Source organism: Paracandidimonas soli (assembly GCF_004342005.1).
Lineage (GTDB): Bacteria > Pseudomonadota > Gammaproteobacteria > Burkholderiales > Burkholderiaceae_B > Paracandidimonas > Paracandidimonas soli.
The window spans coordinates 172,755-198,171 of sequence record NZ_SMBX01000006.1 but is presented as its reverse complement, the minus strand read 5'-3'; the positions used below and the strand labels follow the sequence as shown (position 1 = coordinate 198,171).

24 protein-coding genes and 1 tRNA gene are annotated in these 25,417 nt (G+C 62.7%); 13 read left to right on the top strand and 12 right to left on the bottom strand.

The genetic code is table 11. The annotated features are described in order from the left end of the window. The 7 genes from EV686_RS13095 (at nt 1) to EV686_RS13070 (ending at nt 5,339) form a co-directional block, all read left to right on the top strand. On the top strand, nt 1-597 hold the full coding sequence (locus EV686_RS13095; RefSeq protein WP_132477389.1) for an Lcl C-terminal domain-containing protein: 597 nt from the start codon (nt 1-3) through the stop codon (nt 595-597). 34 nt (nt 598-631) lie between these two features. Further along, entirely contained in the window at nt 632-988 is a 357-nt protein-coding gene (locus EV686_RS13090) for a four helix bundle protein (protein WP_132477388.1), read from the top strand. Nucleotides 989-993: 5 nt separating this feature from the next. After that, entirely contained in the window at nt 994-2,358 is a 1,365-nt protein-coding gene (locus EV686_RS13085) for an RNA-directed DNA polymerase (protein ID WP_341539337.1), read from the top strand. Then, nucleotides 2,348-3,631: a ParB/RepB/Spo0J family partition protein gene (locus EV686_RS13080; protein WP_132477387.1), complete on the top strand. Its 1,284-nt coding sequence runs from the start codon at nt 2,348-2,350 to the stop codon at nt 3,629-3,631. Before EV686_RS13085 ends, EV686_RS13080 begins: the two co-directional genes overlap by 11 nt. Next, nucleotides 3,624-3,929 (top strand): hypothetical protein, encoded by a 306-nt coding sequence (locus EV686_RS13075; RefSeq protein WP_132477386.1) that lies wholly within the window; start codon nt 3,624-3,626, stop codon nt 3,927-3,929. The genes EV686_RS13080 and EV686_RS13075 overlap by 8 nt, the downstream gene beginning before the upstream one ends. Continuing rightward, nucleotides 3,926-4,054, top strand: coding sequence for a hypothetical protein (locus EV686_RS18985; protein ID WP_279389469.1), 129 nt, complete (start codon nt 3,926-3,928; stop codon nt 4,052-4,054). Before EV686_RS13075 ends, EV686_RS18985 begins: the two co-directional genes overlap by 4 nt. A 214-nt stretch (nt 4,055-4,268) precedes the next feature. Beyond that, a complete protein-coding gene (locus EV686_RS13070; RefSeq protein ID WP_132477385.1) occupies nt 4,269-5,339 on the top strand; it encodes a tyrosine-type recombinase/integrase in 1,071 nt (356 codons plus the stop codon). Nucleotides 5,340-5,353: 14 nt separating this feature from the next. On the opposite strand, the gene EV686_RS13065 is transcribed toward EV686_RS13070, so the two are convergent. After that, nucleotides 5,354-5,444 (bottom strand) — tRNA-Ser (locus EV686_RS13065). A 350-nt stretch (nt 5,445-5,794) separates the two neighbouring features. On the opposite strand from EV686_RS13065, the gene EV686_RS13060 reads away from it, so the two are divergent. Beyond that, on the top strand, nt 5,795-6,724 hold the full coding sequence (locus EV686_RS13060) for an MASE1 domain-containing protein (protein WP_165972599.1): 930 nt from the start codon (nt 5,795-5,797) through the stop codon (nt 6,722-6,724). A 94-nt stretch (nt 6,725-6,818) separates the two neighbouring features. On the opposite strand, the gene EV686_RS13055 is transcribed toward EV686_RS13060, so the two are convergent. The 6 genes from EV686_RS13055 to EV686_RS13030 form a co-directional block, all read right to left on the bottom strand. After that, a complete protein-coding gene (locus EV686_RS13055) occupies nt 6,819-8,321 on the bottom strand; it encodes a tripartite tricarboxylate transporter permease (protein WP_132477383.1) in 1,503 nt (500 codons plus the stop codon). A 46-nt stretch (nt 8,322-8,367) separates the two neighbouring features. Next, nucleotides 8,368-8,835 (bottom strand): tripartite tricarboxylate transporter TctB family protein, encoded by a 468-nt coding sequence (locus tag EV686_RS13050; RefSeq protein ID WP_132477382.1) that lies wholly within the window; start codon nt 8,833-8,835, stop codon nt 8,368-8,370. A 64-nt stretch (nt 8,836-8,899) separates the two neighbouring features. Next, the gene (locus tag EV686_RS13045; RefSeq protein ID WP_132477381.1) at nt 8,900-9,892 is read right to left on the bottom strand and encodes a tripartite tricarboxylate transporter substrate binding protein; all 993 of its coding nucleotides are present in this window, start codon (nt 9,890-9,892) and stop codon (nt 8,900-8,902) included. Between the two features lie 23 nt (nt 9,893-9,915). Continuing rightward, on the bottom strand, nt 9,916-11,082 hold the full coding sequence (locus EV686_RS13040; protein WP_132477380.1) for a mandelate racemase/muconate lactonizing enzyme family protein: 1,167 nt from the start codon (nt 11,080-11,082) through the stop codon (nt 9,916-9,918). Between the two features lies 1 nt (nt 11,083). Then, on the bottom strand, nt 11,084-11,869 hold the full coding sequence (locus EV686_RS13035) for an enoyl-CoA hydratase-related protein (RefSeq protein WP_132477379.1): 786 nt from the start codon (nt 11,867-11,869) through the stop codon (nt 11,084-11,086). Continuing rightward, on the bottom strand, nt 11,859-13,061 hold the full coding sequence (locus EV686_RS13030) for a CaiB/BaiF CoA transferase family protein (protein ID WP_132477378.1): 1,203 nt from the start codon (nt 13,059-13,061) through the stop codon (nt 11,859-11,861). Before EV686_RS13030 ends, EV686_RS13035 begins: the two co-directional genes overlap by 11 nt. Before the next feature lie 442 nt (nt 13,062-13,503). Between EV686_RS13030 and EV686_RS13025 the strand changes: the two genes are divergently transcribed. After that, nucleotides 13,504-14,172, top strand: coding sequence for a GntR family transcriptional regulator (locus EV686_RS13025; RefSeq protein ID WP_132477377.1), 669 nt, complete (start codon nt 13,504-13,506; stop codon nt 14,170-14,172). Nucleotides 14,173-14,339: 167 nt separating this feature from the next. Here the strand turns inward: EV686_RS13025 and serS are convergent, their stop codons facing one another. From serS to EV686_RS13005, 4 genes are all read right to left on the bottom strand, one after another. Next, complete coding sequence (gene serS, locus EV686_RS13020) at nt 14,340-15,677, bottom strand: serine--tRNA ligase (protein ID WP_132477376.1); 1,338 nt, start codon at nt 15,675-15,677, stop codon at nt 14,340-14,342. An 83-nt stretch (nt 15,678-15,760) separates the two neighbouring features. Then, the gene (locus tag EV686_RS13015) at nt 15,761-17,125 is read right to left on the bottom strand and encodes a replication-associated recombination protein A (RefSeq protein ID WP_132477375.1); all 1,365 of its coding nucleotides are present in this window, start codon (nt 17,123-17,125) and stop codon (nt 15,761-15,763) included. Nucleotides 17,126-17,186: 61 nt separating this feature from the next. Further along, a complete protein-coding gene (gene lolA, locus EV686_RS13010) occupies nt 17,187-17,807 on the bottom strand; it encodes an outer membrane lipoprotein chaperone LolA (RefSeq protein WP_132477374.1) in 621 nt (206 codons plus the stop codon). After that, nucleotides 17,797-20,154: a DNA translocase FtsK gene (locus EV686_RS13005; protein ID WP_132477373.1), complete on the bottom strand. Its 2,358-nt coding sequence runs from the start codon at nt 20,152-20,154 to the stop codon at nt 17,797-17,799. The genes lolA and EV686_RS13005 overlap by 11 nt, the downstream gene beginning before the upstream one ends. 44 nt (nt 20,155-20,198) lie before the next feature. Between EV686_RS13005 and trxB the strand changes: the two genes are divergently transcribed. Both trxB and EV686_RS12995 read left to right on the top strand, forming a co-directional pair. After that, nucleotides 20,199-21,158, top strand: coding sequence for a thioredoxin-disulfide reductase (gene trxB / locus EV686_RS13000; RefSeq protein WP_132477372.1), 960 nt, complete (start codon nt 20,199-20,201; stop codon nt 21,156-21,158). Beyond that, the gene (locus EV686_RS12995) at nt 21,145-21,855 is read left to right on the top strand and encodes a Smr/MutS family protein (RefSeq protein WP_132477371.1); all 711 of its coding nucleotides are present in this window, start codon (nt 21,145-21,147) and stop codon (nt 21,853-21,855) included. The genes trxB and EV686_RS12995 overlap by 14 nt, the downstream gene beginning before the upstream one ends. 400 nt (nt 21,856-22,255) lie before the next feature. Here the strand turns inward: EV686_RS12995 and EV686_RS12990 are convergent, their stop codons facing one another. Beyond that, nucleotides 22,256-23,074, bottom strand: coding sequence for a sulfite exporter TauE/SafE family protein (locus EV686_RS12990; RefSeq protein ID WP_132477370.1), 819 nt, complete (start codon nt 23,072-23,074; stop codon nt 22,256-22,258). Nucleotides 23,075-23,248: 174 nt separating this feature from the next. On the opposite strand from EV686_RS12990, the gene EV686_RS12985 reads away from it, so the two are divergent. Together EV686_RS12985 and EV686_RS12980 are read left to right on the top strand one after the other, a co-directional pair. Beyond that, a complete protein-coding gene (locus EV686_RS12985) occupies nt 23,249-24,304 on the top strand; it encodes a LacI family DNA-binding transcriptional regulator (RefSeq protein ID WP_132477369.1) in 1,056 nt (351 codons plus the stop codon). A 195-nt stretch (nt 24,305-24,499) separates the two neighbouring features. Continuing rightward, nucleotides 24,500-25,408: a dihydrodipicolinate synthase family protein gene (locus EV686_RS12980; protein ID WP_132477368.1), complete on the top strand. Its 909-nt coding sequence runs from the start codon at nt 24,500-24,502 to the stop codon at nt 25,406-25,408. Nucleotides 25,409-25,417: the final 9 nt, after the last annotated feature.

The window sequence follows — 25,417 nt, the reverse complement described above, 5'->3', positions numbered from 1 at the left end:
ATGACTACCGTTATCGAAAGCACCACACGCATCGAGGCAGATCAAGACCTGCTGCGCCAATTGCTGGCCATTATCTCTCCCCCACCGCCAGATCTTAACCCCAGTCCGGATCCGGCCCTGCTCAATGTTCCCCTGCCGGGCCAGAACTGGCCCGAGCAGGGCGGCACCTACGCAGGCATCATGCGCGGAGACGACGGCACCCTCTATCACCTGATCGTCGGCCCCGAGGCCACGGATATCGGGGACCAGCCCTGGGGAGCATATGGAAAGGAAGAGCCTGGAGCGACATCAATATGGGACGGCCGGGCCAATACTCGCGCCCTTGTTGATTCCAAGCATGACCACCCGGCTGCGCAGGCAATCCACCAGGCCAATGCCGGTGATCAATTCGCCGACTGGTATCTGATGGCCCAGGCCGAATCCTCGCTATGCCGAGCGACCTGCCGGCACCTGTTCCAAAAGACCTGGTACTGGACAAGCACGCAGTACTCGGCCCACAACGCTTGGTGCCAGTCCTTCAGCGACGGCGACCAGGGCATCATCGACAAGAGCAGCACAGGCCGTGTCCGTGCCGTCCGCAGATTAATCATTCAGTAATTTAGTTATTCGGCGCGTGGCGCCGATTACCGCTATGGCTATCCACAACCACCTACCCGTATACAAGCTGGCGCAAGATCTCTTGCGTATGTCTGCATCCCTGACCAGGCACTATCCGAGGCATCAACGAGGCATCGCCACGCGCATCAACGACGCATGCCTGTCGATGCTTGTTCTCATTGCCAGGGCGAACGCAGCGCGGCGCAAGATCGAGATCCTCGACGAGCTGCTGGAGCAGCTGCACGTTGCAGAGATCCTGTTCCGACTATCCCTTGATGAGGGAATTCTGTCTGACAGGCAGTATGCCCGTGCGGCCGATGTATGCGCGAGGGTCGGCAACCAGGCCGGCGGATGGCGGCGTAGCCAACAACGCAATGCGTCAGGAGCGTGATCGCCATGGCCGTCACGACAGTACGCAACTTGAATCTGGTCGCGCCATCGGCTCACAAGGCCGGTGCCATGCGCATCACAGATACCGCTGGCAGCAGTCAGGGCAGGTCTGGCGCAGTTTCCGAACTGATCGGTAATAACCTTCGGTCCGGCGACGTGTTTTGCGCGAATAAACGCAGTACTCGGCCCACAACGCTTGGTACCAGTCCTTCAACAACGGCAACCAGAACATCAACAACAAGAACAACACAGGCCGTGTCCGTGCCGTCCGCAGATTCAACCCAACCCGCACTCTGCGATGTGGTGACAGCCCATCGCGACTGCCGCCGCCGCAAGCGCAACACCAAGAGCGCTATCGCGTTCGAGCTGCACCAGGAGCGCAACCTGTACGAGCTGCACCAGGATCTGATTTCAGGCCGATACAGGCCCGGGAAATCGACCTGCTTTGTCATCACCAGGCCGCGCCCAAGGGAGGTGTGGGCAGCAGATTATCGTGATCGCGTCGTTCATCACCTGCTCTACAACCATGTCGCGCCCCGCTTTATCGCCGGCTTCGTCGCTGGCAGCTCGGCCTGCATCCCTGGCCGAGGCACGCTCTATGCTGCTACGCGCCTGGAGAGCGACGTGCGCAGCATCACGCAGAACTGGAGCAAGCGCGCATTTTTCTTGCAGTGCGATCTGAGTAACTTTTTCGTCAGCATCAGCAAGGAAATCGTATTCGGCCAGCTCTGCGAAAAGCTGCCGCGGGGATGGTGGCGTGACCTAGCCGAAACCATCCTGTTCCACGACCCACGCACGAACGTCGACGTGCGCGGCAATCTGGACCTGGTGCCGCCCCACAAGAGCTTGTTCAACGCGCCTGACGATCATGGTCTGCCGATCGGCAACCTCGATAGTCAGTTTCTAGCCAATGTCCACCTCAACGCCCTGGATCAGTTTGTGGTGCACCAGCTGCGCTGCAGATACGTGCGCTATGTGGATGACTTCATTCTGTTGCACGAGTCTCCAGCGTACCTGCTGGAGGCATACGAGCTCATCCAGGAGTTCCTGACGCAGCGCCTGCGCCTGTTCATTAACCCGACGAAAACCGTCCTGCAGCCCATCGAGCACGGCATTGATTTCGTCGGCCAGGTGATCCGGCCGTGGCGGCGCACCGTACGCCCCAGGACTGCCAATGCTGCCGTTTCTCGGCTGCGGTCGATGCCTTCCGTGAATCTGTTCGAGGCCGGGAACAGCTATCTAGGGCTGACCAGTCAGGCATCCCACGGCCACGCTGACGCCACCCGCATCGCAAACACTCTACGCCGTCGCGGCCACTGCGTGGCAGGCGACATATCCAAAGTCTACCGGAGGAAACAGCATGAACGCTGAACTCGATCTGACCACGGCGCCTGCGCGTGGCAATACAAAAGCAGCCATGAAGTCCGCTGGCGCAAGATCGGCAGATCTCTGGCAAGTCGATCCCCGACTGCTGCATGTCATGGAAGGCTTCAACGTACGGCAGAATACGCCGGAATACGATGAGCACATCGAGTCGATCACGCTATCGATTATCGAAAACGGCTACTACTCTGACCGCCCCATTGCCGGATACGTGGCCCGCAAAGACGGCGAGAACATCATCTATGTCATTGATGGACACACCCGCCTTGCTGCCGTCATGCGTGCCATTGAGCGCGGCCACAACATAGAGACCGTGCCGGTTGTGATCAAGCCTGCAGGATCCTCGATGGAGGACCTGACAGTAGCGCTCGTGAAATCAAATGAAGGCCGGCCGCTCGCGCCGATGGAAATCGGCATGGTGTGCAAACGGCTGCTCGGCATGGGCCTGGACGAAAAAACCATCGCGCAGCGCTTGGGATTCAGCAAGAACTACATCGACGGCCTGCTGTTGTTGGTCGGCGCAGAGAAGCCCATCCGCGACCTGGTATCAAGCGGCCAGGTCGCGGCCACGCTCGCCATGCAAGAGCTGCGCAGCGATCCGGAGGCCGCAGCCAAGCGCCTGCAGGAGGCAGTCAGGGTTGCGCATGACGCTGGTAAGTCGAAGGCAACAAAAAAACACTTGCCGACGCCACCCCGCACCTCATCGCCACCTGCAGCAGAACCTGATGATCAACAGCCCACGCCGCCAAAGGAAATAGAACCAGCTTTCGGCAAAGGCATTTTGCAGCTATCAACGATTGACCTGCTCAGGATAGACGAACACCTGGCCGAGCTCATGAGGTACCACAATGAATGCAATTCGGAGTGGGAGCGCATAGTTCCAGAAATGCAACCGAACGAGCACGGTGTCTTTGTCGATGTTGCGACGATATACAGCCCTCCAATTTTCAACTCCGCGCTTGAAATCAGGATAGCGAGGAGAAACGACTGCTGGCGCAGCAGCGTCAATTACTCGCTTCCCACCGGCGGAGGCGGAGGAAGCTACCCATCACTTTCAGATCCGGCCTATTCGACGGCAACTGCCGCATTGTTATCTGCCGCCCGGAACCTGGAAGAGGTCATTATCGACGCCATGAAAAGGCACCCAGACCACAACAGGACACAGCAGGCCTGCCGTCACCTTTACCGATGGCTGCGCGAGGAGCTCAACCCGAGCACCAGGCCGCTTATTCCGCAACAGAAGGAGGCCCATCATGAGTAAAAAAGCGGACATCGTAGACCGCCTTCTCGCCACTCCCACAAGCGACATCATGCGGGAGGCTGCAGCCGAGATCAAGGCGCTCAGAGCAGAACAGCAACCAGACTGGCGCGCTGGCATCGATGCTGGCCAGGAGATCGAGCGGAACAACATCGCCGCCCAGGTCAGCTGGCAGGATTCCACAAACGCCGAGGTGGCCGCCGAGTATGAGCGCTGGATTCGCGCCCACGCCGAAGGCCGGGACTATGACGACTTTCTCGCCGGCGAACTTGCCGCACGGGCGGCAGGGAGCGAACAATGAAATCAGACGCCAAATGGGTGCTCGGCACCGCCGCCCGGATCATGCTTATGGGGCCGTTGATGGGCCTGCGCAAGCTCTGCGATGCGGCGATTCGCCGCCTGGATCGGCATCTGCCGGGAGGTTGATCGTGAACGACGAAAAAGCCCTCACCCTCAAAGAAGCCGCCGAGCGGCTGAACCTTTCCTATCAAACAATTTTTGCCCGCCGCCATGAGTTGGGCTTCCGCCTGCCCGGATCCCGTATCTGGAGGATCTGGCCATCCAGGCTTGCGGAACTTAGCCAGCCGCGCTACAACGTCACTCGGATAGCGTCGGTTGGCACGCACAGGAGTACAGACACATGCCAATCCGACAACGTAATGGGGTTTGGTGGATCGATTTCCGCACGCCAAGCGGCCAGCGAATTAGACGCTCTACTGGCACGCCGGACAAAAAAGCAGCGCAGGAATATCACGACCGCCTGAAAGCCCAGCTCTGGCGACAACATAAATTAGGCGAACAGGCCGACCGCAGCTACGACGAGGCCGCACTACGATTTCTGGCGGCATACGAAGGACAAGCCGACTACGAGTCCAAGGTGCGCTACGTTGAATACTGGCGGCAACACCTAGGCCGAATACCGGTTGCCAATATCTCGACCGCTCACGTGCTGGACGCCCTGCCCACTCACAAGACGTACAAGAAGCGTGGCCCGGAACCGCTGACGCCAGCAACAAAGAACCGTTACCTGGCCTGCATCCGCACCATGCTCAACATGTGCGCCGCCTGGGGCTGGATTGCCCGGGCGCCGCAGTTGCCAGCATTGCCGGAGCCTAAACGCCGCGTCCGCTGGATACCACGTGGCGAGGCCGCAAAGCTGATCCAGACCGTTCCGCAAGAATGGCTGCGCGACGCCTGCATTTTGGGTTTCGCCACAGGCATGCGTGAGGATGAAATCTACGGGCTGGAATGGTCTCACGTGAACCTACCAGCCAGAACGGCCTGGGTTGATGCCGACCGGGCGAAGTCCGGACGATCACGCACGATCCCACTAAACGATGATGCCATGGCCGTCCTGCAGCGCAGGAAAGGCGCTGACGGGCGCTACGTGCTTATGCGCAACGGTCGGCGCATTCGCGGTGGCGATGACCGTATGTTCCGCCAATCGGTCACCGATGCGGGAATCCAGAATTTCCGGTTTCACGACATCCGGCACACCTGGGCAAGCTGGCACGCACAGGCAGGAACGCCCTTGCTGGTGCTGCAACAGTTGGGAGGATGGGAGACGCTGGAGATGGTGATGAAGTACGCACACCTGGCTCCCAGCCACTTAGCCAGCCACGCCGGGGCGGTCACGTTTTGGTCACACGACCAAGAGCAAGCACAAAAAAACGGCAACGAGGATTGCGCCCTTGTTGCCGTAGCAGCTTGATATCATTGACTAAATGGCGGACAGGGTGGGATTCGAACCCACGGTACGCTTATCACGTACGCCTGATTTCGAGTCAGGTACATTCGACCACTCTGCCACCTGTCCGCGACTACGCCGGAACCGTTGCGATTTCAGCATAGTCGAGCATCATAGCAGAAATCATTCTGTCGCGCCAAATGCTGTCTTCGCCCGCATAAAAATTCCATCACCTTGCACGCAAGGAAATATTGTTCATATAAAATTAAACATTGTGTTTCATTTGATAGCAATACCAAGTCATCTGCCCTTCCGCAAAACGGCAGGGATTGATTCCTGAGCCTACGTCAAATTTTGTAAAGCAACAGAAATTCAAAAGTAACAAAACGTCAGTTGATTTCCACTTTATATGGAACATGCAGCGCACTGTCAGCTATCAGTATGCAAAGCATGTATGCCGGGCCCTCTTTGCTTTCATCATGCACAGCACGCACACTAATCCACCGCACGCCCCCACTCCTCCGACCGAATGGCGGATCGCGGGCGAAACCATCCTGGTCTTTTGCTGCGCGCTGCTTGCGGCGCTGCTGGGCATACTGACGCGCCCCCATGGCGCGCTGGCCTTGTTCTGGCCCGCCAACGCCCTGCTGCTCGGCCTGTTCCTGCGCTGGCCGCGGCTAGCTGATATCCATGGCTGGCTGGCGGCTACAGCCGGCCTGTGCATCGCGGACCTGATCGTCGAAAGCACCATGCTGTCCACGTTGTGGCTGACTTCATCGCACATGGTGGGTATCGCCGCAGGCTATCTTCTATCCCAGATGCAACCATCCATCCATCGCAAGCTGGCGCAGCCCAGCTCCATGTTGCGCCTGGTCGTGATTTCGATAGGCGCCGCACTGGCGGGGGCTATCGCGGGCGCCGGCTCGGCCCCTTTCATCATCGGCCTATCGTCGCTGGCCGGCTTCAGCCTGTGGTTCAGCAACGAGCTGTTGAACTTCATCGCCATATTGCCCGCCATGCTGACCATCCCCGACCCGTCCCGATGGCGGGAACTGCTCAGGAGCCCAGCGCCGTACGGGACGCGCTCGAAGGGTAATCTGCTGCCCCTGTTCTTGCTGTGCGCCCTTGCCGTCCTGGGCATCCATATCGGCACGCCCGAGGCCATGACGCTGCTTCCCTTGCTGGCGCTGCTCTGGTGTGCCGCGCGCTACTCCGTTTTTTCCACTTCCCTGCTGACGCTGGCGTTCAGCCTGTGGCTCATGACTTTCGCCTGGAGCGGTCAACTGAATCTGGCCGATGGCATGCAGGTGAGCCAGATCATCGTGATGCGTCTGCTGGCCATACTCATCCTGATGCTGCCGCTGCTCATATCGACGCATAGCGCCTTCCAGCGTACCAGCCAGCCCTGACATATCAGCGTCGGATGCAGCAAGAGCGGACTCCAAGCTCGCAAGAAAACGCCCTTCCGACAGAACCGGAAGGGCGCGGCGAGATACTGCGCGTTCAGGTGGCGGCCAGGTCCTTTTTCCGCAGCTTGCGAATGAATAGCGGGGCCACGATCACCAGCGCGGCAGCCACAAAGAACAGCAGAGCGATGGGGCGCTCGAAGAAGACCGACAGCTTGCCTTCGGACAGGATCATGGTCCGGCGGATATTGTTTTCCAGCAGCGGCCCCAGCACCAGGCCCAGCACCAGCGGCACCGGCGAATAGTCCAGCTTCAGCATCACGTAGCCCACGACGCCCGCCAACAGGGCGATAAGCACATCCGACATCGAATAATCGATGGAGAACACACCGAACAGAATGAAGCCGATGATGACCGGATACAGGATGGCCGTGGACACGAACACGATGCTTGCCAGGAAAGGGATCAGCAGCAGCGTCAATACCAGCAGCATCACGTTGCCCAGCCAGAAGCTGCCGAACACCGTCCAGACGAAGTCGGGGTGGTTCTGGAACAGCAGCGGGCCCGGCTGCAGGCCTATCATCAGCAGGCCTCCCAGCATGATGGCGGTGGTCGCCGACCCGGGAATGCCCAGCGTGAACATCGGCACCATGGATACATAGGCCGCGCTGTTGTTGGAAGCCTCGGGCGCGGCCACGCCTTCCATCGCTCCATGGCCGAATTCCTCGGCGTTGGGCGCGATCTTCTTCGCCACCGCATACGCCAGCATCGTTGCCGCGGTAGTGCCCACGCCGGGCAGCACGCCGATGACGAAGCCAATCACCGAACCGACAGCCACCGCCGTCTTGCAGCGGATCATGTGGCCGACGCGCGGCAGCAGCTGGCGGAAGCTGTAGGTCATCATGCTCGACGCACTGCTGGCCTTGTCGGAAAGGCTCAGGAAGATTTCGGACAGGCCGAAGATGCCCACGGCGATGATCGTGAAGTCCACGCCGTCGATCAGGTCGACCTGGCCGAAGGTATAGCGCATCGGCCCGCCGACGGGATCCATGCCGATCATGCCGATCCAGATGCCGATGAACAAGGCCACGAAGCCCTTGATCATATTGCGCCCGCCAAGCACGCTGACCAGGGAGAAGGCGAACACCATCACCGCCGTCATCTCGGTCGGACCGAACTTCAGCGCCACGCTGGCGATGGTGACAGCCAGGAAAGACATGAATACCAGCCCCAGCATGCCGCCAATGAACGACGAAAACACGCTCACGCCCAGCGCCTCGCCAGCCCGGCCCTGCTTGGCCATGGCATGTCCATCGATGACTGTCATCACGGAGGCAGACTCCCCCGGGATGCCCAATAGAATCGAAGTCACAGCGCCGCCGAACATGGCACCGTAATAAATGCCGCCCAGGCCCGCGATAGCCTCGACGCCGCCAAAGCTGATGGCCACCGGCAGCATGATGGCTGTGCCCGCCGCCGGCCCCAGGCCTGGCAGCACGCCCACCAGCAGGCCCACCAGTACGCCCACCAGCGTCGCGACCAGCACCGAGACTGTCAGTGCGTCGGCGATGCCTCCGATTAAAAGCGATAGGGATTCCACGTTGTCTGCTCCTGATTTCTGTTCTGTCGTTTATGCGTGGACGGGACTATGAGAACCACGTCCCCAGCGGGACCGGCACGTTGAGATAAACGCCGAAAACCAGATACGCCAGCAAGGGAAACAGTACGGCGGTGGCGACGATTTTCAGCGTGAACGTGCGGCTCCAGCGCGGCTGGATGACCCAGGCAATGAGCAGCACCAGAATGAAGCAGCCCAGCAGCATGCCGATCTCTTCGCTGAACATCACGAAAGCCAGCAACAGCAGGGAAATGATGACCGACTTGATGACGCCGGGCACATCGATCTCATTGTCGAGCGTCTCGCGCCGGGCGATGCTGCGCACGACATTGACGAGGCTCAGACCGGCGATCAGCAGCCCCACCCAGAACGGAAAGAAGCCGGGTCCGGGCGTGGTGCCCTGCATGTAGCCGTACTCGACGGATGTCGTCGTGATGTAGATCCCCAGCAGGAACAGCAGCAGGGCAAATACTTTATCCAGGGTATGAATGTTCATGATAGCGTTATGCCGGGATGCGCAGGCAGAGCGGGCGGCCAAAGGCCGCCCGCTCTATCCCGCTTTATTTCAACAGATCCAGCTTCTTCAGGATCGCAGCGTAGTCGTCCCGAGTCTGCTTGAGCGACTTGGCGAACTGCTCGGCGCCCTCGTAGCGCGGCTGTTCCTTGAAACGGTCCAGATAGCGCTCCCTCCACAGGTCGCTGGCGGCCACCTTCTCGAACACGCCCTCCCAGTACTTCACGACATCGTCGGGCACGCCCTTGGGCATCACCACGCCGCGCAGCATCACATGCTCGACGTCATAGCCCTTTTCCTTGAAGGAAGGCACGTCCGACAGCGCCGCCAGGCGCTCGCCGGTGCTGACCGCGATGGCCCGCATCGTACCGGCCTCGATCTGCGGCAGGATTTCACCCAGGTTGCCCCACATGAAGTCGATGTGGCCGCCCAGCACGCCGGTGATGATCTCGCCCTCGCCGTCGAACGGCACCACGTCCACACGCACCTTCATTTCCTCGCTCATCATGTCCGCGAGCAGGCGCGCATCGGACACCACGCCGACAGAGCCAGTGGTCAGGCGTTCCTGTTCCTTCAGGTCCTCCAGCTTCTGGATCTTGCTGTCGGGACGGACCACCAGCACGTACGGCGACATGGCAATGGCAGACACCGGCGTGAAGTCTTCCAGCTTGAACGGCGCTCCGCCCAGCAGCGGCGTGGTGAAGAAGCTGACGCTGACGGTGGCCAGTTGATAGGCGTCGCCCTGGCGGCGAGCCACGTCGCGGTAGCCGCGCGCACCGCTGCTGCCCGGGAGGTTCTCGTAGATGAAGTCCACCGGCGTCAGGTTGAGGTCCTTGATGACGCCGCCGATGGTGCGCGCCAGCACGTCGCTGCCGCCTCCGGCTCCGAAAGGGATCACAAAGCGTATGTTCTTCTCCGGATAGTCGGCCGCCGCGGCCGGCGCTGCCGCGCCCAGCCCCAGCGCGGCGCCGAGCAGGCCATGCAGGACCAGCCTGCGCATGGCGGAAGTGGAACGGATATATTGATTAGTGTCTTTCATTGATGTCTCCTCCAATAGATGCGTTAGGGACGGCCGATGGCGTCGCGCAACAAATAGCCATGCCCGTCGCGGCCGTCGAAGCGGCTTTTCTGGGGATCCGTGATCCGTGCATCGCGCAGGTGATCGCGGTTGGGTGTGAAACCTAGGCCTGGACGGCCCGACAACTGCATGCGGCCATCCACTGGATCGGGAGTACCGTCGAAGAAATGGCGCCCCGTCTGCCACATGCCGTAATGAAATTCGACCGGCCCGCCATTGAGCACCCCGCACAGCAGATGCATGTTGAAGATGGGCCAGCCGCCGCCGTTGGCCAGAGGCAGGTTGAAGGCTTGCGCCATGTGCGCCACCTTCAGCGACTCGGTGAAGCCCCCGTTGTACAGCACATTGGGCTGCAGCACATCGACCGAATGATTCACCACCAGTTCGCGGTAGCGCCATCGGTGACCCTCCATCTGGCCGGCAGCGATCGGAATGGAGGTATGCGCACGCAAGTCCGCCAGCGCCCGCGCATCGTTCTGATGCAGCGGTTCTTCGAACCAGTGCACATTGCAGTCCTCGATCTCGCGGCACAGGAGCCGCGCCTCGTTCGGATCGAAATAGCAGTTAGCGTCGATCATCAGCGCTACGTCGGGGCCGGCAGCCTCGCGCGCGGCACGCACGCGCCGCACGTCATCGCGCCAGGTGCGCGTGGGCTCGCCCCCCACCACCATCTTCAACATGCGATGGCCATCGGCGATGAACTTGCGCGCATACTCGGCCAACTGGTCCTCGTCGAAGAAAGGATAGCCGAACGTGGCATAGGTGGGCGCCCAGTCGCGATAGCCGCCCAGCAGCTCGTGCACGGAACGGTTTTCCTTCTTGCCCCGGATATCCCACAGCGCGATGTCCACGGCCGACAAGGCATTGGAGATCACGCCGGTATAGGTACGGCTGTTCAGCTGCTTCCACACCTTGGCATGGATAGCATCAGTATGCAGCACGTCCATGCCCACCAGCGCGGGCTTGAGATGATGCTCGATGCATGCCATCACCGCCCACGGCAGCATAGAGCCGGTGATGCCAAAACCCGAAAGGCCGTCGTCCGTCTCTACCTCGACGAACACGAACATGCGGCTTTCAATCGATTTTCCAATTCCCGGCAGGTCGATCTCGTGCCGGTGCAAACTGCAGCGGATATCCGCGATTTTCATGTCAGCACCCCTTGAAAAGTGCGGGCCGCTTTTCCTGGAAAGCGGCCCGGCCTTCTTTGTAATCCTCGCTGTGGAAGCATTCGAGCACGGCATCCTCGCAAGCCTGCGTGCCGTATGCGCCCGGCACCACGGCCTCTTCTATCGCCATCTTGCTGGCCCGGTGGCTCAACGGCGCCAGGCCACCGATGCGCTCGACCATGTCGCACGCGGCCGCTTCGTCCAGCACGTCATTGATCAGCCCCAGCCTCAGGGCCTGCGCCTGGTCGTAGCGGCGCGAAGCGAACATGATCTCCTTGGCGGCGGCCGGCCCCACCAGCGCCGTGAGGCGACGCAGCCAGCTCGGGTAGTAGCCTATGCCCAGCTTGGCTGCCGGAATGGCAAAAGCCGCCTCGCCCACGACATAGCGCAGGTCGCAGTGCAGGGCCAGGCCGAATCCGCCTCCGTAGCAAATACCGCTGATCAGGGCCACCACCGGCTTGGGAAACTCCGCCAGTTGGGCCACGCTGGCCTGGACGGTGCTGTTCCACAGGCGCACGCCCTCTTCCGTGCTGCGGCGTTCGCCGAACTGGGATATATCCGCCCCCGATGAGAAGGCCTTTTCATCGCCGCCGCGCAATACGAGCACGCGCAGCTCCGGATCTTCGGCCACCTCTTTCAGGAACCGGGGAATCGACTCCCACATCTCGAACGTCATTGCATTCAGGCGCCTGGGATGCGCGATCGTCAAGGTCGCGACGCGGGCGTCCCTCTGCAATCGCAGGGAAGGAACATATTCTTCAGATGACATGGCGGCTCCTCAGCTCATCAATTGCAGCGGCATCCAGACCCAGGCCGGACAGGATTTCCTCATTGTGCGCGCCCGGCATCGGCGCGACCGAGCGCACGGTTGCGCGATGGCGATCGGTGCGGATGGGCTGGCCCACCAGCGCGATGTCGCCTAGTTGCGGATGCTTGACGGGAATGGCGGTGCCCAGGTGGCGCACCTGCGGGTCGGCAAAGGCCTCGTCGATGGAATTGACCGCGCCGCAGGCAATGCCCGCCTTGTTCAGGCGCTCGATCCAGTATTCGCGCGGGTGTTCGCTGAATATCTCCGTGATCAGGCTGTTCAGTTCCACGCGGTTCCTGGAACGATCGCGATTCATGCGGAAGCGCGGATCGTCCAGCCAGTCCTCGCGCTCCATGGCCTTGCAGAAACGCTCCCACATGACCTGGCCCGGCACCTGCAGCGTGATGTAACCGTCCTTGGCCTGGAACAGACCTGTCGGAATCATGGTGGGATGATTGTTGCCCGCCTGCGTCGGCACCTCTTTCGACACCAGCCATCGCGCGGCCTGCAGGTCGAGAATGGCCAGTTCCGACTCCAGCAGGGAAGCTTGCACCCATTGACCCAGATTGGTCCTGGTGCGCTCGAACAGCGCCATCACGATACCGAACGCCGCATACAGGCCCGCCGTGGTATCGCAAATGGCAATACCGGCGCGCACCGGCCCCTGGCCGGGCAGCCCCGTGATGGACATCAGCCCGCCCATGCCCTGCACGATCTGGTCGTAGCCGGGGCGCCTGGCATAGGGGCCGTCCTGACCGAACCCCGAGATGCTGGCATAGATCAGGCGCGGATTGATTGCGCGCAGGGTTTCGTAGTCGATTCCCAGGCGGGTCTTGACGTCGGGCCGGTAGTTCTCGGCCACCACGTCGGCATCCTTCACCAGTTGCTTGAAGAGCGCCACGCCTTCCGGGTCCTTCAGGTTCAGCGTGATGCTGCGCTTGTTGCGCTGCAGATTCTGGTAGTCCGGCCCCAGGCGCATTCCGCCCATTTCCGTTTCGGTCTCGGGATTGACCGGCTCTTCTATCTTGATCACGTCGGCGCCCCAGTCAGCCAGCTGGCGGATGGCGGTGGGGCCGGCCCGCACGCGGGTCAGGTCCAATACACGCACGCCGGACAGCGGCAGAGCGGAAGCAGTCAGAGTTTCTTGATTCATCGCCAGATCACAATCCTTGGATACGCCCTGCGCCGCCAGGCGCGCGAGACGTTTTACAGAAGGCCCCCACGCTGCGCCTTAGGCTTGCTCCTCCAAAGAGGTGCGCTTTTTGCCTTGGAGCGGCCCGGCGGCAAAAACACCCTGGCAATCGCCTTGACAAGCAACGGCTTTCTGCCAGATCCGTGATTAAAATAGTATTCAGATCAAATAAAAGTGTCAACGATTTTTGTTATAGTGTTTTCACTTAAGCTATGATGTGAATACGTTCCAGGTATTCCGGTCTGCATGCAGAACCGGGCGGTGATGCGCCAGGGCAAGGTTTTTCCCAGGCATACGCTATACTTGGCCTCCGCCGGCGGGCCTCCATCAGTGGCCGCGCTTGTGCTCAACTCCCGTCCGCCTAACAAGCAGACGGCTCCGTTCAGGACTTTCCATTTCATCCATGTCAGCCTCCGACACTCGCCCTCCACTGCTGGCCACGACAGTGGCCGATGAACTGCGCAGGATGATCTATTCAGGCGAACTGGCGCCGGGCAGCCGCCTGAACGAAGCGGCGCTGGCCACGCGCATGGGCACGAGCCGCGGCCCCATCCGCGAAGCCATCCGCATCCTGGCCGGCAAGGGTCTGGTCACATCCATCGCGCATCGCGGCATGTTCGTGCGCGAAATGTCCTTTCGCGACATGCTGGAAAGCTATGACCTGCGCGCGCTTATCTTCGGCTTCGCCGCCCGGCGCACCACGGAATTCCTGACTCCGGAACGCCGCCAGGTGCTCGAAGGGCTGATCCAGGAAATGGAAGACGCTACCGAGCAGCACGACCACGACCGGTATTACGACCTGAACCTGGCATTCCATGATCGCCTGCTGGAATACAGCAACAACCGGCACGCAGCGCAGGCCTACGAGGCCTATGTCAACGAGCTGCATTTCTTCCGCCGGCGCTTCTTCAACTACACCAGCAAAATGGTGCGCTCGAACGAAGAACACCGCGCCATCCTGGCGGCCATCATCGCCGGCGACGCCGCCAAGGCCAGCGAACTGGCCGAACAGCACGTCCTGGCAGGCAAACAGCGGCTGATCGAAAACATGTCGGATTTCGAGCGCTTCTGAGACCAGGCGCAAGCGCTACGGATTGCCTCCGGCGTCCGCTCCGCCTTTTCCATCAGCCCCGGCGCTGAATTCTGCCTGCCGACGCTCGGCACGAGTGCTCGGCCCAAAGGCAAAGAGGCAGCACGGCCATCGCCGTGCCGCCTCTGCAAAACTCATCAAAAAGACGATCAGGCCAGACGTTCGACGCCGCCCATGTACGGACGCAGGACTTCCGGCACGACGATGCTGCCGTCTTCCTGCTGGTAGTTCTCAATGACGGCCACCAGGGCGCGGCCGACCGCCAATCCGGAACCATTGAGCGTGTGCACGTATTCCGGCTTGCCCTTTTCCGGACGGAAACGGGCCTGCAGGCGGCGCGCCTGGAACGCTTCGCAATTGGAGACGGACGAGATTTCACGCCAGGTGTTCTGCGCCGGCAGCCAGACTTCCAGGTCGTAGGTCTTGGCGGCGCTGAAACCCATGTCGCCGGTGCACAAAGCCATCACGCGATACGGCAGGCCCAGGCGCTGCAGCACGGTCTCCGCATGTCCGACCATCTGTTCCAGCGCTTCATAGGATTGGTCGGGATGCGTGATCTGCACCATCTCGACCTTGTCGAACTGGTGCTGGCGAATCATGCCGCGCACATCGCGCCCGCCGCTACCCGCCTCGGAGCGGAAGCACGGCGTATGCGCCGTCAGGCGCAGGGGCAGGTCGGCCTGCGGCAGGATCTCGTCGCGAACCGTACCCGTCAACGTGATTTCGGAGGTGGAAATCAGGTAAAGCTCGTCGCTGGCGCCGGCCTCTTCCCCTTCCGGCGCATCCAGCCCCTGTCCGCCCTTGGTGACCCAGAACATATCGTCCTTGAACTTGGGCAACTGGCCAGTGCCGAACAGCGTGGCGCTGTTGACGATGTAGGGCGTGTAGCACTCGCTGTAGCCATGCTCGGATGTCTGCAGGTCCAGCATGTATTGCGCCAGCGCGCGATGCAGGCGGGCAATCTGGCTGCGCAGCAGCACAAAGCGCGAACCCGACAGCTTGCGGGCTGTCTCGAAATCCAGGCCAAACGGTTCGCCCAGCGCAACGTGGTCCTTGGGCTCGAAGCTCAGCGGCGCGGGATTGCCGTCGGCATCCTTCGCGCCCGGAATCCAGCGGCGCACTTCGACGTTGTCGTCGCTGTCGGCGCCTTCGGGCGTCGAGGCGTGCGGCAGGTTGGGCAGTGTCATCAGCCAATCCGCCAGTTCCTTCTGGATCTGCGCCAGGTCGTCTTCCAGCTTTTTCAGTTGCGCGGGAATCTGCTGCGACTCGGCCATTTCGGCGCTGGCGTCTTCTCCCTTGGATTTTTTCTGGCCGATCAGCTTGGAGATGGCGTTGCGGCGCGCCTGCAGGTTTTCGGTTTCCACCTGCACGGCCTTGCGCCGGGCCTCCAGGTCGTTGAAGCGTTCGGTGTCGAACGCCAGGCCGCGGCGCGCAAGGCCCTGCACGACGACAGAAAGGTCTTTACGCAACAGATTGGGATCTAACATGGTTGATTACCGGTTTCCAGTAGTGAGCAGAAAGAATAATGGGTAAATGACAGGGAGACGGCGCGTGCAAGAGTGGTTCCAGTTCATTCCTTGCCGGATTTTTCCTTGCGCGCCTGGCCGTCCAGCTCCCTGAGAAAGGCCAGCTTCTCGCGGATTTTACCCTCCAGCCCGCGATCGACCGGACGGTAGAAGGTGGCATTCAGGCCATCAGGGAAATAGCGCTCGCCCGCCGCATAGCCGTGCGGTTCGTCATGCGCATAGCGATAGGTTTTGCCGTAGCCCTGGGCCTTCATCAGCTTGGTGGGCGCATTGCGCAGATGCAGTGGCACCGGCGCCGAGCCGTGCTCCTGCACATAGCGGCGCGCCTGCGAATAGGCCATGTAAAGCGCATTCGACTTGGCGGCGCAAGCCAGGTAGACGACCGCCTGCGCCAGCGCCAGTTCGCCCTCCGGCGAACCCAGGCGTTCATACACGTCGGCGCCGTTAAGCGCGATTTCCGTCGCGCGCGGATCGGCCAGGCCGATGTCCTCGATCGCCATGCGCACGATGCGGCGCGCCAGGTAGCGTGGATCCGCGCCGCCGTCCAGCATGCGCGTGAACCAGTACAGCGAGGCGTCCGGGTCCGAGCCGCGTACGGACTTGTGCAGGGCGCTGATCTGGTCGTAGAAGGCGTCGCCCCCTTTGTCGAAGCGGCGCAGATTCTGCGACAGCGCCGTCTCCAACCATTCGGGATCCACCTGCGTCCGTCCCGCGGAGCGGGCGGATTCCGCCACCACTTCCAGCGCATTGATCAAGCGGCGGGCGTCGCCGTCGGCCCACGCGGCCAGCTGCGCCCGCGCGTCTTCCGTGAAGGCGATGGACGCGGGCGCATCCGCGCCGTCGCCCGGCGGTGCGTTCAAGGCAAGCTCCGCCCTGCCGACCAGTTCTTGCAGATCCTCAGCGGACAAGGGTTCCAGCACATAGACCCTGGCGCGAGACAACAAGGCCGAGTTCACTTCGAACGAAGGATTTTCGGTGGTGGCGCCAATGAAGGTGAACAGGCCATTTTCCACATAGGGCAGGAAAGCATCCTGCTGCGCCTTGTTGAAACGATGCACCTCGTCGACAAACAGGATAGTGCGCCGCCCCTGGGCGCGCGCCACCTGCGCGGCGGTCACGGCCTCGCGGATATCCTTCACCCCGCCCAGCACGGCGGAAATGGACAGGAACTGGGCATCGAAGCCCGCCGCCATCAGGCGCGCCAGCGTCGTCTTGCCGACGCCGGGCGGCCCCCAGAAGATCATGGAATGCGGCCGCCCCGAATCGAAAGCGACGCGCAGGGGCTTGCCCGGACCCAGCAGGTGCTTCTGTCCGACGACGTCGTCCAGCACGGCCGGGCGCAGGCGTTCCGCCAGCGGCGTGCCGGCGTTGAAGCCAGTGGAAGAAAACAGGTCGGGAGTATCGGGCATAGGGATCAGGCGGGAAAATGATTTCGGCGCGCGCCAGCGGCGGCGCTGTTCCGGCTGCCGCTCAGGGCATGCGCACGACGTCCGTGCCTTCCGGGGCCTGGAAACGGAATGCAGAGGCAGGCAGCTTCGGATTGGACTGGATTCCACCCAGCTCGATCCTCGTCGTCTGGCCGAACGCATCCAGCAGCATCAGCCGGGCTGGCATGCCGTCGCGAAAGCCGATGTCCACGTATTCGAAACCGGCATCGCCCTGCTTGGGCGTGGCCCGCATCCACTGCATGCCGTCCGCATCCGGCAAGGCCTGGGCGTTGAACGACTCGTCGAACGAACCCGAGCCGAACAGGATGGCCGCGGGCGAGGCGCCGACAGACGCGTCAACGCTGCGCTCCGTCACCTGGGCAAGATCGGGATCGTACTGGTAGACGCGCTTGCCGTCGGAAACCGTCAGTTGCTCGTACGGTTTCTGCACGTCCCAGCGGAACTTGCCCGGCCGCTCGAACGAGAACACGCCGGACTGGGAGGACGTGCGGCGCTCGGCCGAGGATTGTTCCTGCACGAAGGACCCGCTGGCGGAAGTGACGGTATTGACGAACTGGCGCAGCTGCGTCACGGCATCGGCGGCATGCGCCATGAGCGGCGCCGCCGCCAGAACGGCGGCTGCGCAAAGTTTTTTAATCAGCATCGGATGCGCTCCCTGCGGGTACCAGAATTTCACGGTTGCCATTGGATTGCATGGAGGACACCAGCCCCGCCTGCTCCATCTGCTCCAGCAGCCTTGCCGCGCGGTTGTAGCCAATGCGCAGATGGCGCTGCACCGAGGAGATGGATGCCCTGCGGTTCTTCAGGATGACCTCGACGGCCTGGTCGTAGAGTGGATCGGACTCGGCATCGGCAAAGCCGGTCACGCCACCGACGCCATCGCCCGTTTCTCCCTCGAGCGCGCCTTCCAGCAAGCCGTCGATATAGTCGGGCTCGCCCTGCGTCTTGAGATATTCGACCACGCGGTGCACTTCGTCGTCGTGCACGAAGGCGCCGTGCACACGCACTGGCAGGCCGGTTCCCGGCGGCATGTAGAGCATGTCGCCCTGTCCCAGCAGGGTTTCCGCACCCATCTGGTCGAGAATCGTGCGGGAGTCGATCTTGGACGATACCTGGAAGGCGATGCGCGTGGGAATGTTGGCCTTGATCAGGCCGGTGATCACGTCTACGCTGGGCCGCTGCGTCGCCAGCACCAGGTGGATGCCGGCCGCGCGCGCTTTCTGCGCCAGGCGGGCGATCAGTTCTTCGATCTTCTTGCCCACCACCATCATCAGGTCGGCCAGTTCATCGATGACCACCACGATCATGGGCAGCGTGGACAGGGGCTCCGGCGCATCCGGCGTCAGCGAGAACGGATTGGGAATGGGCTCTTCGCGCTTCTGCGCGTCACGGATCTTGGCGTTATAGCCGGCCAGGTTGCGCACGCCCAGCTTACTCATCAGGCGGTAGCGCTTTTCCATTTCGGCAACGCACCAGTTCAGCGCGTTGGCGGCATGGCGCATGTCGGTGACGACCGGCGCCAGCAGGTGCGGAATGCCTTCGTAGATGCTCATTTCAAGCATCTTGGGATCGATCAGGATCAGGCGGACCTGCGTGGCGTCGGATTTGTACAGCAGGGAGATCAGCATGGCGTTGATCCCCACCGATTTCCCGGAGCCCGTGGTACCCGCCACCAGCAGGTGCGGCATCTTCGCCAGGTCGGCCACGGCCGGATTGCCGGCGATGTCCTTGCCCAGCACCATGGTCAGCGGCGAGGTGCTGGCGTGATAGGTCTGCGAGCCGATGATCTCCGCCAGGCGCACCATCTGCCTGCGCGGATTGGGCAGTTCCAGGCCCATCAGGTTCTTGCCCGGGATGGTTTCCACCACGCGGATGCTGACCAGGCTCAGCGCCCGCGCCAGGTCCTTGGCCAGGTTGACGATCTGGCTACCCTTGACCCCGGTGGCCGGCTCGATTTCGTAGCGGGTGATCACCGGGCCGGCCTGGGCCGCCACCACGACCACCTTCACGCCGAAGTCGGAGAGCTTTTTCTCGATGAGGCGCGAGGTGAATTCGATTGTTTCCGCGGAGACGGTCTCCTGGTTTTCCTCAGGCGCGTCCAGCAGGCTGATGGCCGGCAGGTCGCCGCTGCCGCCATGCTCCAGCGGCGCGGTGAACAGCGTTTTCTGTTTTTCCTTTTCGACGCGCACCGATTTCTGCACCTGCGTAATGGCTGGCTCGATGCGCACGGGCTGCTCGTGCACGAGCATTTCCTGCTTGGCGACAACGGTTTCGCTGCGCTCGGCGCTTTTGACGACGCCGACCTTGCGGTCCTGGTAGGCAGTGCGCAATTCGAGCAGCTTGCGGAACAGCTTCTCCAGCGCCAGGCCGACGCGCTCGCAGACGAACAGCCACGAAAAACGGAAAAACAGGCTGGCTCCCACGGCAATGCAGGCCAGCAGCAGCACGGTGCAGCCCGTGCTGCCCACCGCCACGGAAAGCGCCTGGGCCAGCAGGCTGCCCAGTTGTCCGCCCGCTCCGGCGGGCAGGTGCGCGGCGCTGGCGCTGAACTGCAGGGCCTCCAGGCCCATGCAGCCGACCAGCAGCAAGAAGAAGCCGACGCCGGCCTCCCAGTGCAGGCGCGGCAGCTCATCCGGCTTTTCGCCGGGCGAGAAGAAAGCGGTCAGGCGATAAAAGCCCGCCAGCACCCGCTGGCCCAGCAGCACCACCCACAGCCAGGCGGAGTAGCCGAACAGGAACAGCAGCAGGTCGGCCACGTAGGCGCCCAGGGCGCCGCCGCGGTTATGGACGATATTGCCGGGCACCGATTGCGACCACGCGGGATCGGTCTTGTTCCAGCTGGCAAGCACCAGCGCCAGCCAGACGGCGAGCGCGGCGAACACGATCCAGCGCGCTTCGCGCAGCAGCGATGACAGCCGGGATTGCAGCGGGGACGGGCCATTGCGCACATTGCGCGAGCCTCTGGAGGAGGAAACAGGAAGTCTAGCCATGGACTCATTATAATTGCCGCATCGATACTTAGGATGTTTCACTGATGAGTTCCCCAAAACACGCCAAAGTCATGATCCTGGGCTCCGGCCCCGCGGGCTACACGGCAGCGGTCTACGCCGCCCGCGCCAACCTCAATCCCATGCTAATCACAGGGCTGGAACAAGGCGGCCAACTGACCACCACCACGGACGTCGACAACTGGCCGGCCGACGCCAGCGGCGTGCAGGGTCCGGAGCTGATGCAGCGCTTCCAGGCCCATGCCGAACGCTTCAACACTGAAATCGTGTTCGACCATATCGCCAGCATCGACCTGTCCCAGCGCCCCTTCCGCCTGCACGGCGACACGGGCGCCGAATACACTGCCGACGCGCTCATCATCGCCACCGGCGCCTCTGCCCAATACCTGGGCCTGCCTTCGGAAAGCGCCTTCCACGGGCGGGGTGTTTCCGCTTGCGCCACCTGCGACGGCTTCTTCTACAAGAACCAGGACGTCGTCGTGGTCGGCGGCGGCAATACGGCCGTCGAAGAGGCGCTGTACCTGTCCAATATCTGCCGCACCGTCACGCTCGTGCATCGCCGCGACAAATTCCGCTCCGAGCCCATCCTGATCGACAAGCTCATGGAAAAGGTCGAAAACGGCAATATCCGCCTGCAGCTGTTCAACGAACTGCAGGAAGTCCTGGGCGACGATTCGGGCGTCACCGGCGCGCGCATCCGCAACAACCAGACCGGCGAAGTCCAGGACCTGGCCGTCACCGGCGTTTTCATCGCCATCGGCCACAAGCCCAATACGGATATCTTCCAGGGCCAGCTGGACATGGAGAACGGCTATATCGTCACCCGCTGCGGCCGCGACGGCCTGGCCACCATGACCTCCGTGCCCGGCGTGTTCGCCGCGGGCGACGTGCAGGACCACGTCTACCGCCAGGCCATCACCAGCGCGGCCACGGGCTGCATGGCGGCCCTGGACGCACAGCGGTGGCTGGAGAATGCAGGCGAATAAATCCCGCTTCGGGCTGGCCGACCTGAAGCGCCTGCGCCGCCAGGCGGAACAGCAGACCCCGGAGAAGCCCGGGTCCGCCGGTACCGGCAAGGCCGCGCACGCGCGATCGCCCAACGAAACCGGCAAGCCGCCCTCGGCCTGCGACGCTCCCGTAACGTCTCAGGATCTCGCCCTATTCCGCCAGGCCGTGAAAACTGCGCAGCGCCTGGACCCGGCCGGCAGACAGGTCCTGCGCCCCCGGCCGGCCGCATCGGCGCACGAACTGCGCCAGCGCAGGCTGCGCGCCGCAGGCGAAAACACCGCTCCATCCGCCAGCCTGTCGCACCAGTTCGCGCCCGCCGGGCTGGACCAGGACGACTCCCGCTTTCTCAAGCCCGGCGTCGGCCCCGATGTACTGCGCGACCTCCAGCGCGGCAAATGGCCGCCGTCGGCCAGCCTGGACCTGCACGGCGCCACCCAGGACCAGGCCTGGGAGCGCCTGTCCGCCTTCCTGAACTCCTGCTCAGAGCACCGGGTCCGCTGCGTGCGCATCGTTCATGGCAAGGGATATGGCTCGCGCGACGGCACGGCTGTCCTGAAGCAGACCGTGCGGCGCTGGCTGGCGCAATGGCCCGAAGTGCAGGCCTACGCGGAGTGCGCCGAGCGAGACGGCGGCGCGGGCGCCGTCCAGGTCCTGCTGACCGCGGCCCCGGCCTGACCTGTCCGAAAAAAGAACAATGCCCGGCGCCGCAAGGGCTGCCGCTCAAGGGGCGCTGTGCACCCAGGCGCGGCCCTGGCGACAAAAAGAGCCGTCCAAAACGACAAAAGCCGACATCGCTGTCGGCTTTTGTTCTTCTTGTTCTTATCGGGCACTGCCTATTATGGTTTTATCGTTATTCCGCTGGTTTGCGGCGTCGCTCTTTAAGAGCTGTTGTCGTCTCCTCACCTGCATGTGACGAATTCTGCACCATGTTTCCGCGTAATACACTTAGGGAATGCACTAGGTTTGGGCAATTTGCTCATGATCTTGCCTCATAAAGCGTCACAAACCCGGAAAACGCCCTCTCGTCGCGCAGGCCTGCACCTGCTTGCCGCCCCTCGAAAGAGCGTTTCGTTCCTCAGCTTCCCTGCAGGCCCTTCCACAGCATATAGGCGGCCAGCGCATACAGCACCATCGCGAAAATACGCTTCAGCTTCGATACGGGCAGGCCGTGCGCGGCCTTCGCGCCCAGCGGAGCCGTCATCACGCTGGCCAGCACGATGATGCCCAGGGCGGGCAGCCAGACATAGCCCAGCGACCATTCAGGCAGGCCTTCGGCGCCGATTCCGCCGATGACATAGCCCAGCACATTGCTGATGGCGATGGGGAATCCCAGCGCGGCGCTGGTCGCCACCGCATTGTGCATGGCCACGTTGCACCAGGTCATGAACGGTACGCTCAGGAATCCGCCACCCGCGCCCACCAGCCCGGAGATCATGCCGATGCCGCCGCCCGCCGCCAATTGTCCGACGGTGCCGGGCATCTGGCGCGAGGCCTTGGGCTTCTTGCCCAGCAGCATCTGCGTGGCGGAAAACGCCACGAACACGCCGAAGAACAGCGCCAGCCAGGTGCCGCGCAGAAACGCGAAAATCCCCATGCTGCCCACCAGGCTGCCGATCACGATGCCCGGCGCCAGCTTGCGGACGATATCCCAGCGCACGGCGCCGCGCCTGTGGTGCGCCCTGACGCTGGACAGCGAGGTGAACATGATGGTCGCCATCGATGTCGCGATCGCCATCTTGACGGCGATACCGGCCTCCATGCCCTGACCCGACATGAAGGCGGTCAGGAACGGCACCATGATCATGCCGCCGCCGACGCCCAGCAACCCCGCCATGAAACCCGCCCCGCACCCCAGCAGCAACAGGCCAACGATAACCAAAGGATCCAGCAGCATAGAGTCCACCCGCAATGAATATGGAAAGATGCAAAAGAATGCAAGTGTAGCCTCAAGCGCCCGCCCTGATGGCGTTTCTGTCCGAATCGCTATAATCAGCCGCGAAGATTCCGTCTCTCCGGGATGCCCCGGCATCCGCCTTTTTCCGCCCTCCACGCAGGCAACGCCCACGCCATGACTGACGAACCGCAGTCCCTCGCCCAGAAACGCCGGCCGCGGCGCGGCACCGGGCGCGTGACGATCGCGGACGTCGCGCGCGCCGCCGGCATGTCCATGCATACGGTTTCCCGCGTGCTGAACACGCCGGAGAACGTGCCGGAAAAAACGGTCGCCCTCATCCGCGAAGCCATCGCAAAGACAGGCTACGTTCCCAATCTGCTGGCCGGCGGCCTTGCCTCCGGGCGCAGCCGCCTGGTCGCCGTCATCGTTCCCGCCATCAGTAGCCCGGTCTTCCTGGAAACGCTGCAGGTCCTGGGCGACACGCTGGAGCGGCACGGCTACCAGATGATGCTTGTCCAGAACGCCTACGATCCGGCACAGGAATACCGCACGCTTTCCAACGTGCTGGGCCGCCAGCCTGACGGCATCGTCCTGATGCGCCTGGTCATCACGGAGGAGGCGCGCCACCTGCTGAAATCCAGCCGCATCCCCGTCATCGAGGCCTGGGACCTGTGCGACAACCCGGTCGACATGCTCATCGGCTTTTCCCATGAGGCGTCCGGCGCGGCCGTGGCCGATTTCCTCCAGGCCAGCGGCAGGAGCCGGCCCGCCCTGGTCCTGGGCGACGACCCCCGCGCCTCCAGGCGCGCCAACAGCTTCCGGGATGCCGCGCTGCGCGGAGGCTGGCTGGCGCCGGACATGGCCGAGCCGGTTTCCGTCATCTGCAAGGCGCCGGTCCCCCTGGGCGACAGCCGCAAGGCCATGGCCGACATCCTGGCGCGCGAGCCGAAGGTCGACTCCGTATTCTGCAGCACCGACATCATCGCCATGGGCGTGCTGCTGGAGGCCGCCGCCCATGGCAGGCGCGTTCCTGAAGACATCGCCGTCATCGGTTTCGGCGACCATCCCCTGGCCGCCGCCACCACGCCCGCCCTGACCACGGTCCGCATCGACGGCTCCAATATCGGAGCCAGGGCGGGCAACTACATCGTCCAGCGCGTCGAGGGCCGGCCGGTCGAGCAGCCCATCGTGGACATCGGCTTCCAGCTCATCCGGCGCGGCAGCGCCTGACCCGCGCGCCTCCAGGCGCCAGCGTCGCCTCGCGCCCCGGCCAGGCCTTGCCAATCCGGCTGTTCCGTCCATAGCTTCCGCCGCCGTTGCACGGAGGCACTCCCGTCTTCCCACCTGTTGCCTCTGTAAAATATTAGCGCTAATATTTCTGCTTTGCCCATACCGAACCCGAAATCCCCGACTGGAGACACACCCATGCTGTCCAATGCCAAAGGCGTCTACATCATTGCGCAAACCCCCTTCAAGGAAAACGACGATATCGACCTGGAAAGCGTCGATACGCTGACCGATTTCTACTTCTCGCACGGCGCAAGCGGGCTGACGGTACTGGGCGTGTCCGGAGAATCCAACAAGCTGACCTTCGGCGAATCCGTGCAGGTCGCCAACCGCTTCATCCGCCGCGCGCAGGGCAAGCCGGTCATCGTGGGCGTCAGCAATCCCAGCATCGCGCAGCTCGACGAGCTGACGAAGCGCGTCATGGACGACGGCGCCAGCGGCGTAATGATCGCCCCGCCCAACGGCCTGCGCACCGACCAGGACATCCTCAACTACTTCGAAGCCGTCTTCAAGCGCATTGGCGACGTGCCCATCGTGCTGCAGGACTTCCCCTTCTCCACCGGCGTCTGGATGTCCGTTCCCGTGATCGCCCAGCTGATCGAGCGCCACCCGCAGATCCAGGTCATCAAGGAAGAAGACATTCCCAGCATCACCAAGATCACCAGGCTGCGCGACCTGCCCGGCAGGCGCGTCGCCATCCTGACCGGCAACAATGCCATGTTCCTGCCGCTGGAACTGGGCCGCGGCATCGACGGGCCGATGGCCGGGTTCTCCCATCCCGAAATGCTCTCCAGCGTCTACAACCTTTACACCGCCGGCAAGACGGACGAAGCCCACAAGCTGTATAACTGCTACCTGCCCCTGCTCAGCTACGAAAACCAGAGCCAGTGGGGCGTAGCTGTCCGCAAGGAAGTCATGCGCCGCCGCGGCGCGCTGAAGCACGCGGGCATGCGCAGCCCCAGCCCCGCGCTGGACGCCCGCGCCCATGCCGAAATCGACATGCTGCTCGCGCACCAGCAACAGGCGCTTGCCGCGCTGGGCAACTGATCTACAGGA

Bases quoted from the DNA above. Each gene is read 5' to 3' on its own strand.
- EV686_RS13095 (WP_132477389.1), top strand. From the start codon at position 1: ATGACTACCGTTATCGAAAGCACCACACGCATCGAGGCAGATCAAGAC.
- EV686_RS13090 (WP_132477388.1), top strand. From the start codon at position 632: ATGGCTATCCACAACCACCTACCCGTATACAAGCTGGCGCAAGATCTC.
- EV686_RS13085 (WP_341539337.1), top strand. From the start codon at position 994: ATGGCCGTCACGACAGTACGCAACTTGAATCTGGTCGCGCCATCGGCT.
- EV686_RS13080 (WP_132477387.1), top strand. From the start codon at position 2,348: ATGAACGCTGAACTCGATCTGACCACGGCGCCTGCGCGTGGCAATACA.
- EV686_RS13075 (WP_132477386.1), top strand. From the start codon at position 3,624: ATGAGTAAAAAAGCGGACATCGTAGACCGCCTTCTCGCCACTCCCACA.
- EV686_RS18985 (WP_279389469.1), top strand. From the start codon at position 3,926: ATGAAATCAGACGCCAAATGGGTGCTCGGCACCGCCGCCCGGATCATG.
- EV686_RS13070 (WP_132477385.1), top strand. From the start codon at position 4,269: ATGCCAATCCGACAACGTAATGGGGTTTGGTGGATCGATTTCCGCACG.
- EV686_RS13060 (WP_165972599.1), top strand. From the start codon at position 5,795: ATGCACAGCACGCACACTAATCCACCGCACGCCCCCACTCCTCCGACC.
- EV686_RS13050 (WP_132477382.1), bottom strand. From the start codon at position 8,835: ATGAACATTCATACCCTGGATAAAGTATTTGCCCTGCTGCTGTTCCTG.
- EV686_RS13045 (WP_132477381.1), bottom strand. From the start codon at position 9,892: ATGAAAGACACTAATCAATATATCCGTTCCACTTCCGCCATGCGCAGG.
- EV686_RS13040 (WP_132477380.1), bottom strand. From the start codon at position 11,082: ATGAAAATCGCGGATATCCGCTGCAGTTTGCACCGGCACGAGATCGAC.
- EV686_RS13035 (WP_132477379.1), bottom strand. From the start codon at position 11,869: ATGTCATCTGAAGAATATGTTCCTTCCCTGCGATTGCAGAGGGACGCC.
- EV686_RS13030 (WP_132477378.1), bottom strand. From the start codon at position 13,061: ATGAATCAAGAAACTCTGACTGCTTCCGCTCTGCCGCTGTCCGGCGTG.
- EV686_RS13025 (WP_132477377.1), top strand. From the start codon at position 13,504: ATGTCAGCCTCCGACACTCGCCCTCCACTGCTGGCCACGACAGTGGCC.
- serS (WP_132477376.1), bottom strand. From the start codon at position 15,677: ATGTTAGATCCCAATCTGTTGCGTAAAGACCTTTCTGTCGTCGTGCAG.
- EV686_RS13015 (WP_132477375.1), bottom strand. From the start codon at position 17,125: ATGCCCGATACTCCCGACCTGTTTTCTTCCACTGGCTTCAACGCCGGC.
- lolA (WP_132477374.1), bottom strand. From the start codon at position 17,807: ATGCTGATTAAAAAACTTTGCGCAGCCGCCGTTCTGGCGGCGGCGCCG.
- EV686_RS13005 (WP_132477373.1), bottom strand. From the start codon at position 20,154: ATGGCTAGACTTCCTGTTTCCTCCTCCAGAGGCTCGCGCAATGTGCGC.
- trxB (WP_132477372.1), top strand. From the start codon at position 20,199: ATGAGTTCCCCAAAACACGCCAAAGTCATGATCCTGGGCTCCGGCCCC.
- EV686_RS12995 (WP_132477371.1), top strand. From the start codon at position 21,145: ATGCAGGCGAATAAATCCCGCTTCGGGCTGGCCGACCTGAAGCGCCTG.
- EV686_RS12990 (WP_132477370.1), bottom strand. From the start codon at position 23,074: ATGCTGCTGGATCCTTTGGTTATCGTTGGCCTGTTGCTGCTGGGGTGC.
- EV686_RS12985 (WP_132477369.1), top strand. From the start codon at position 23,249: ATGACTGACGAACCGCAGTCCCTCGCCCAGAAACGCCGGCCGCGGCGC.
- EV686_RS12980 (WP_132477368.1), top strand. From the start codon at position 24,500: ATGCTGTCCAATGCCAAAGGCGTCTACATCATTGCGCAAACCCCCTTC.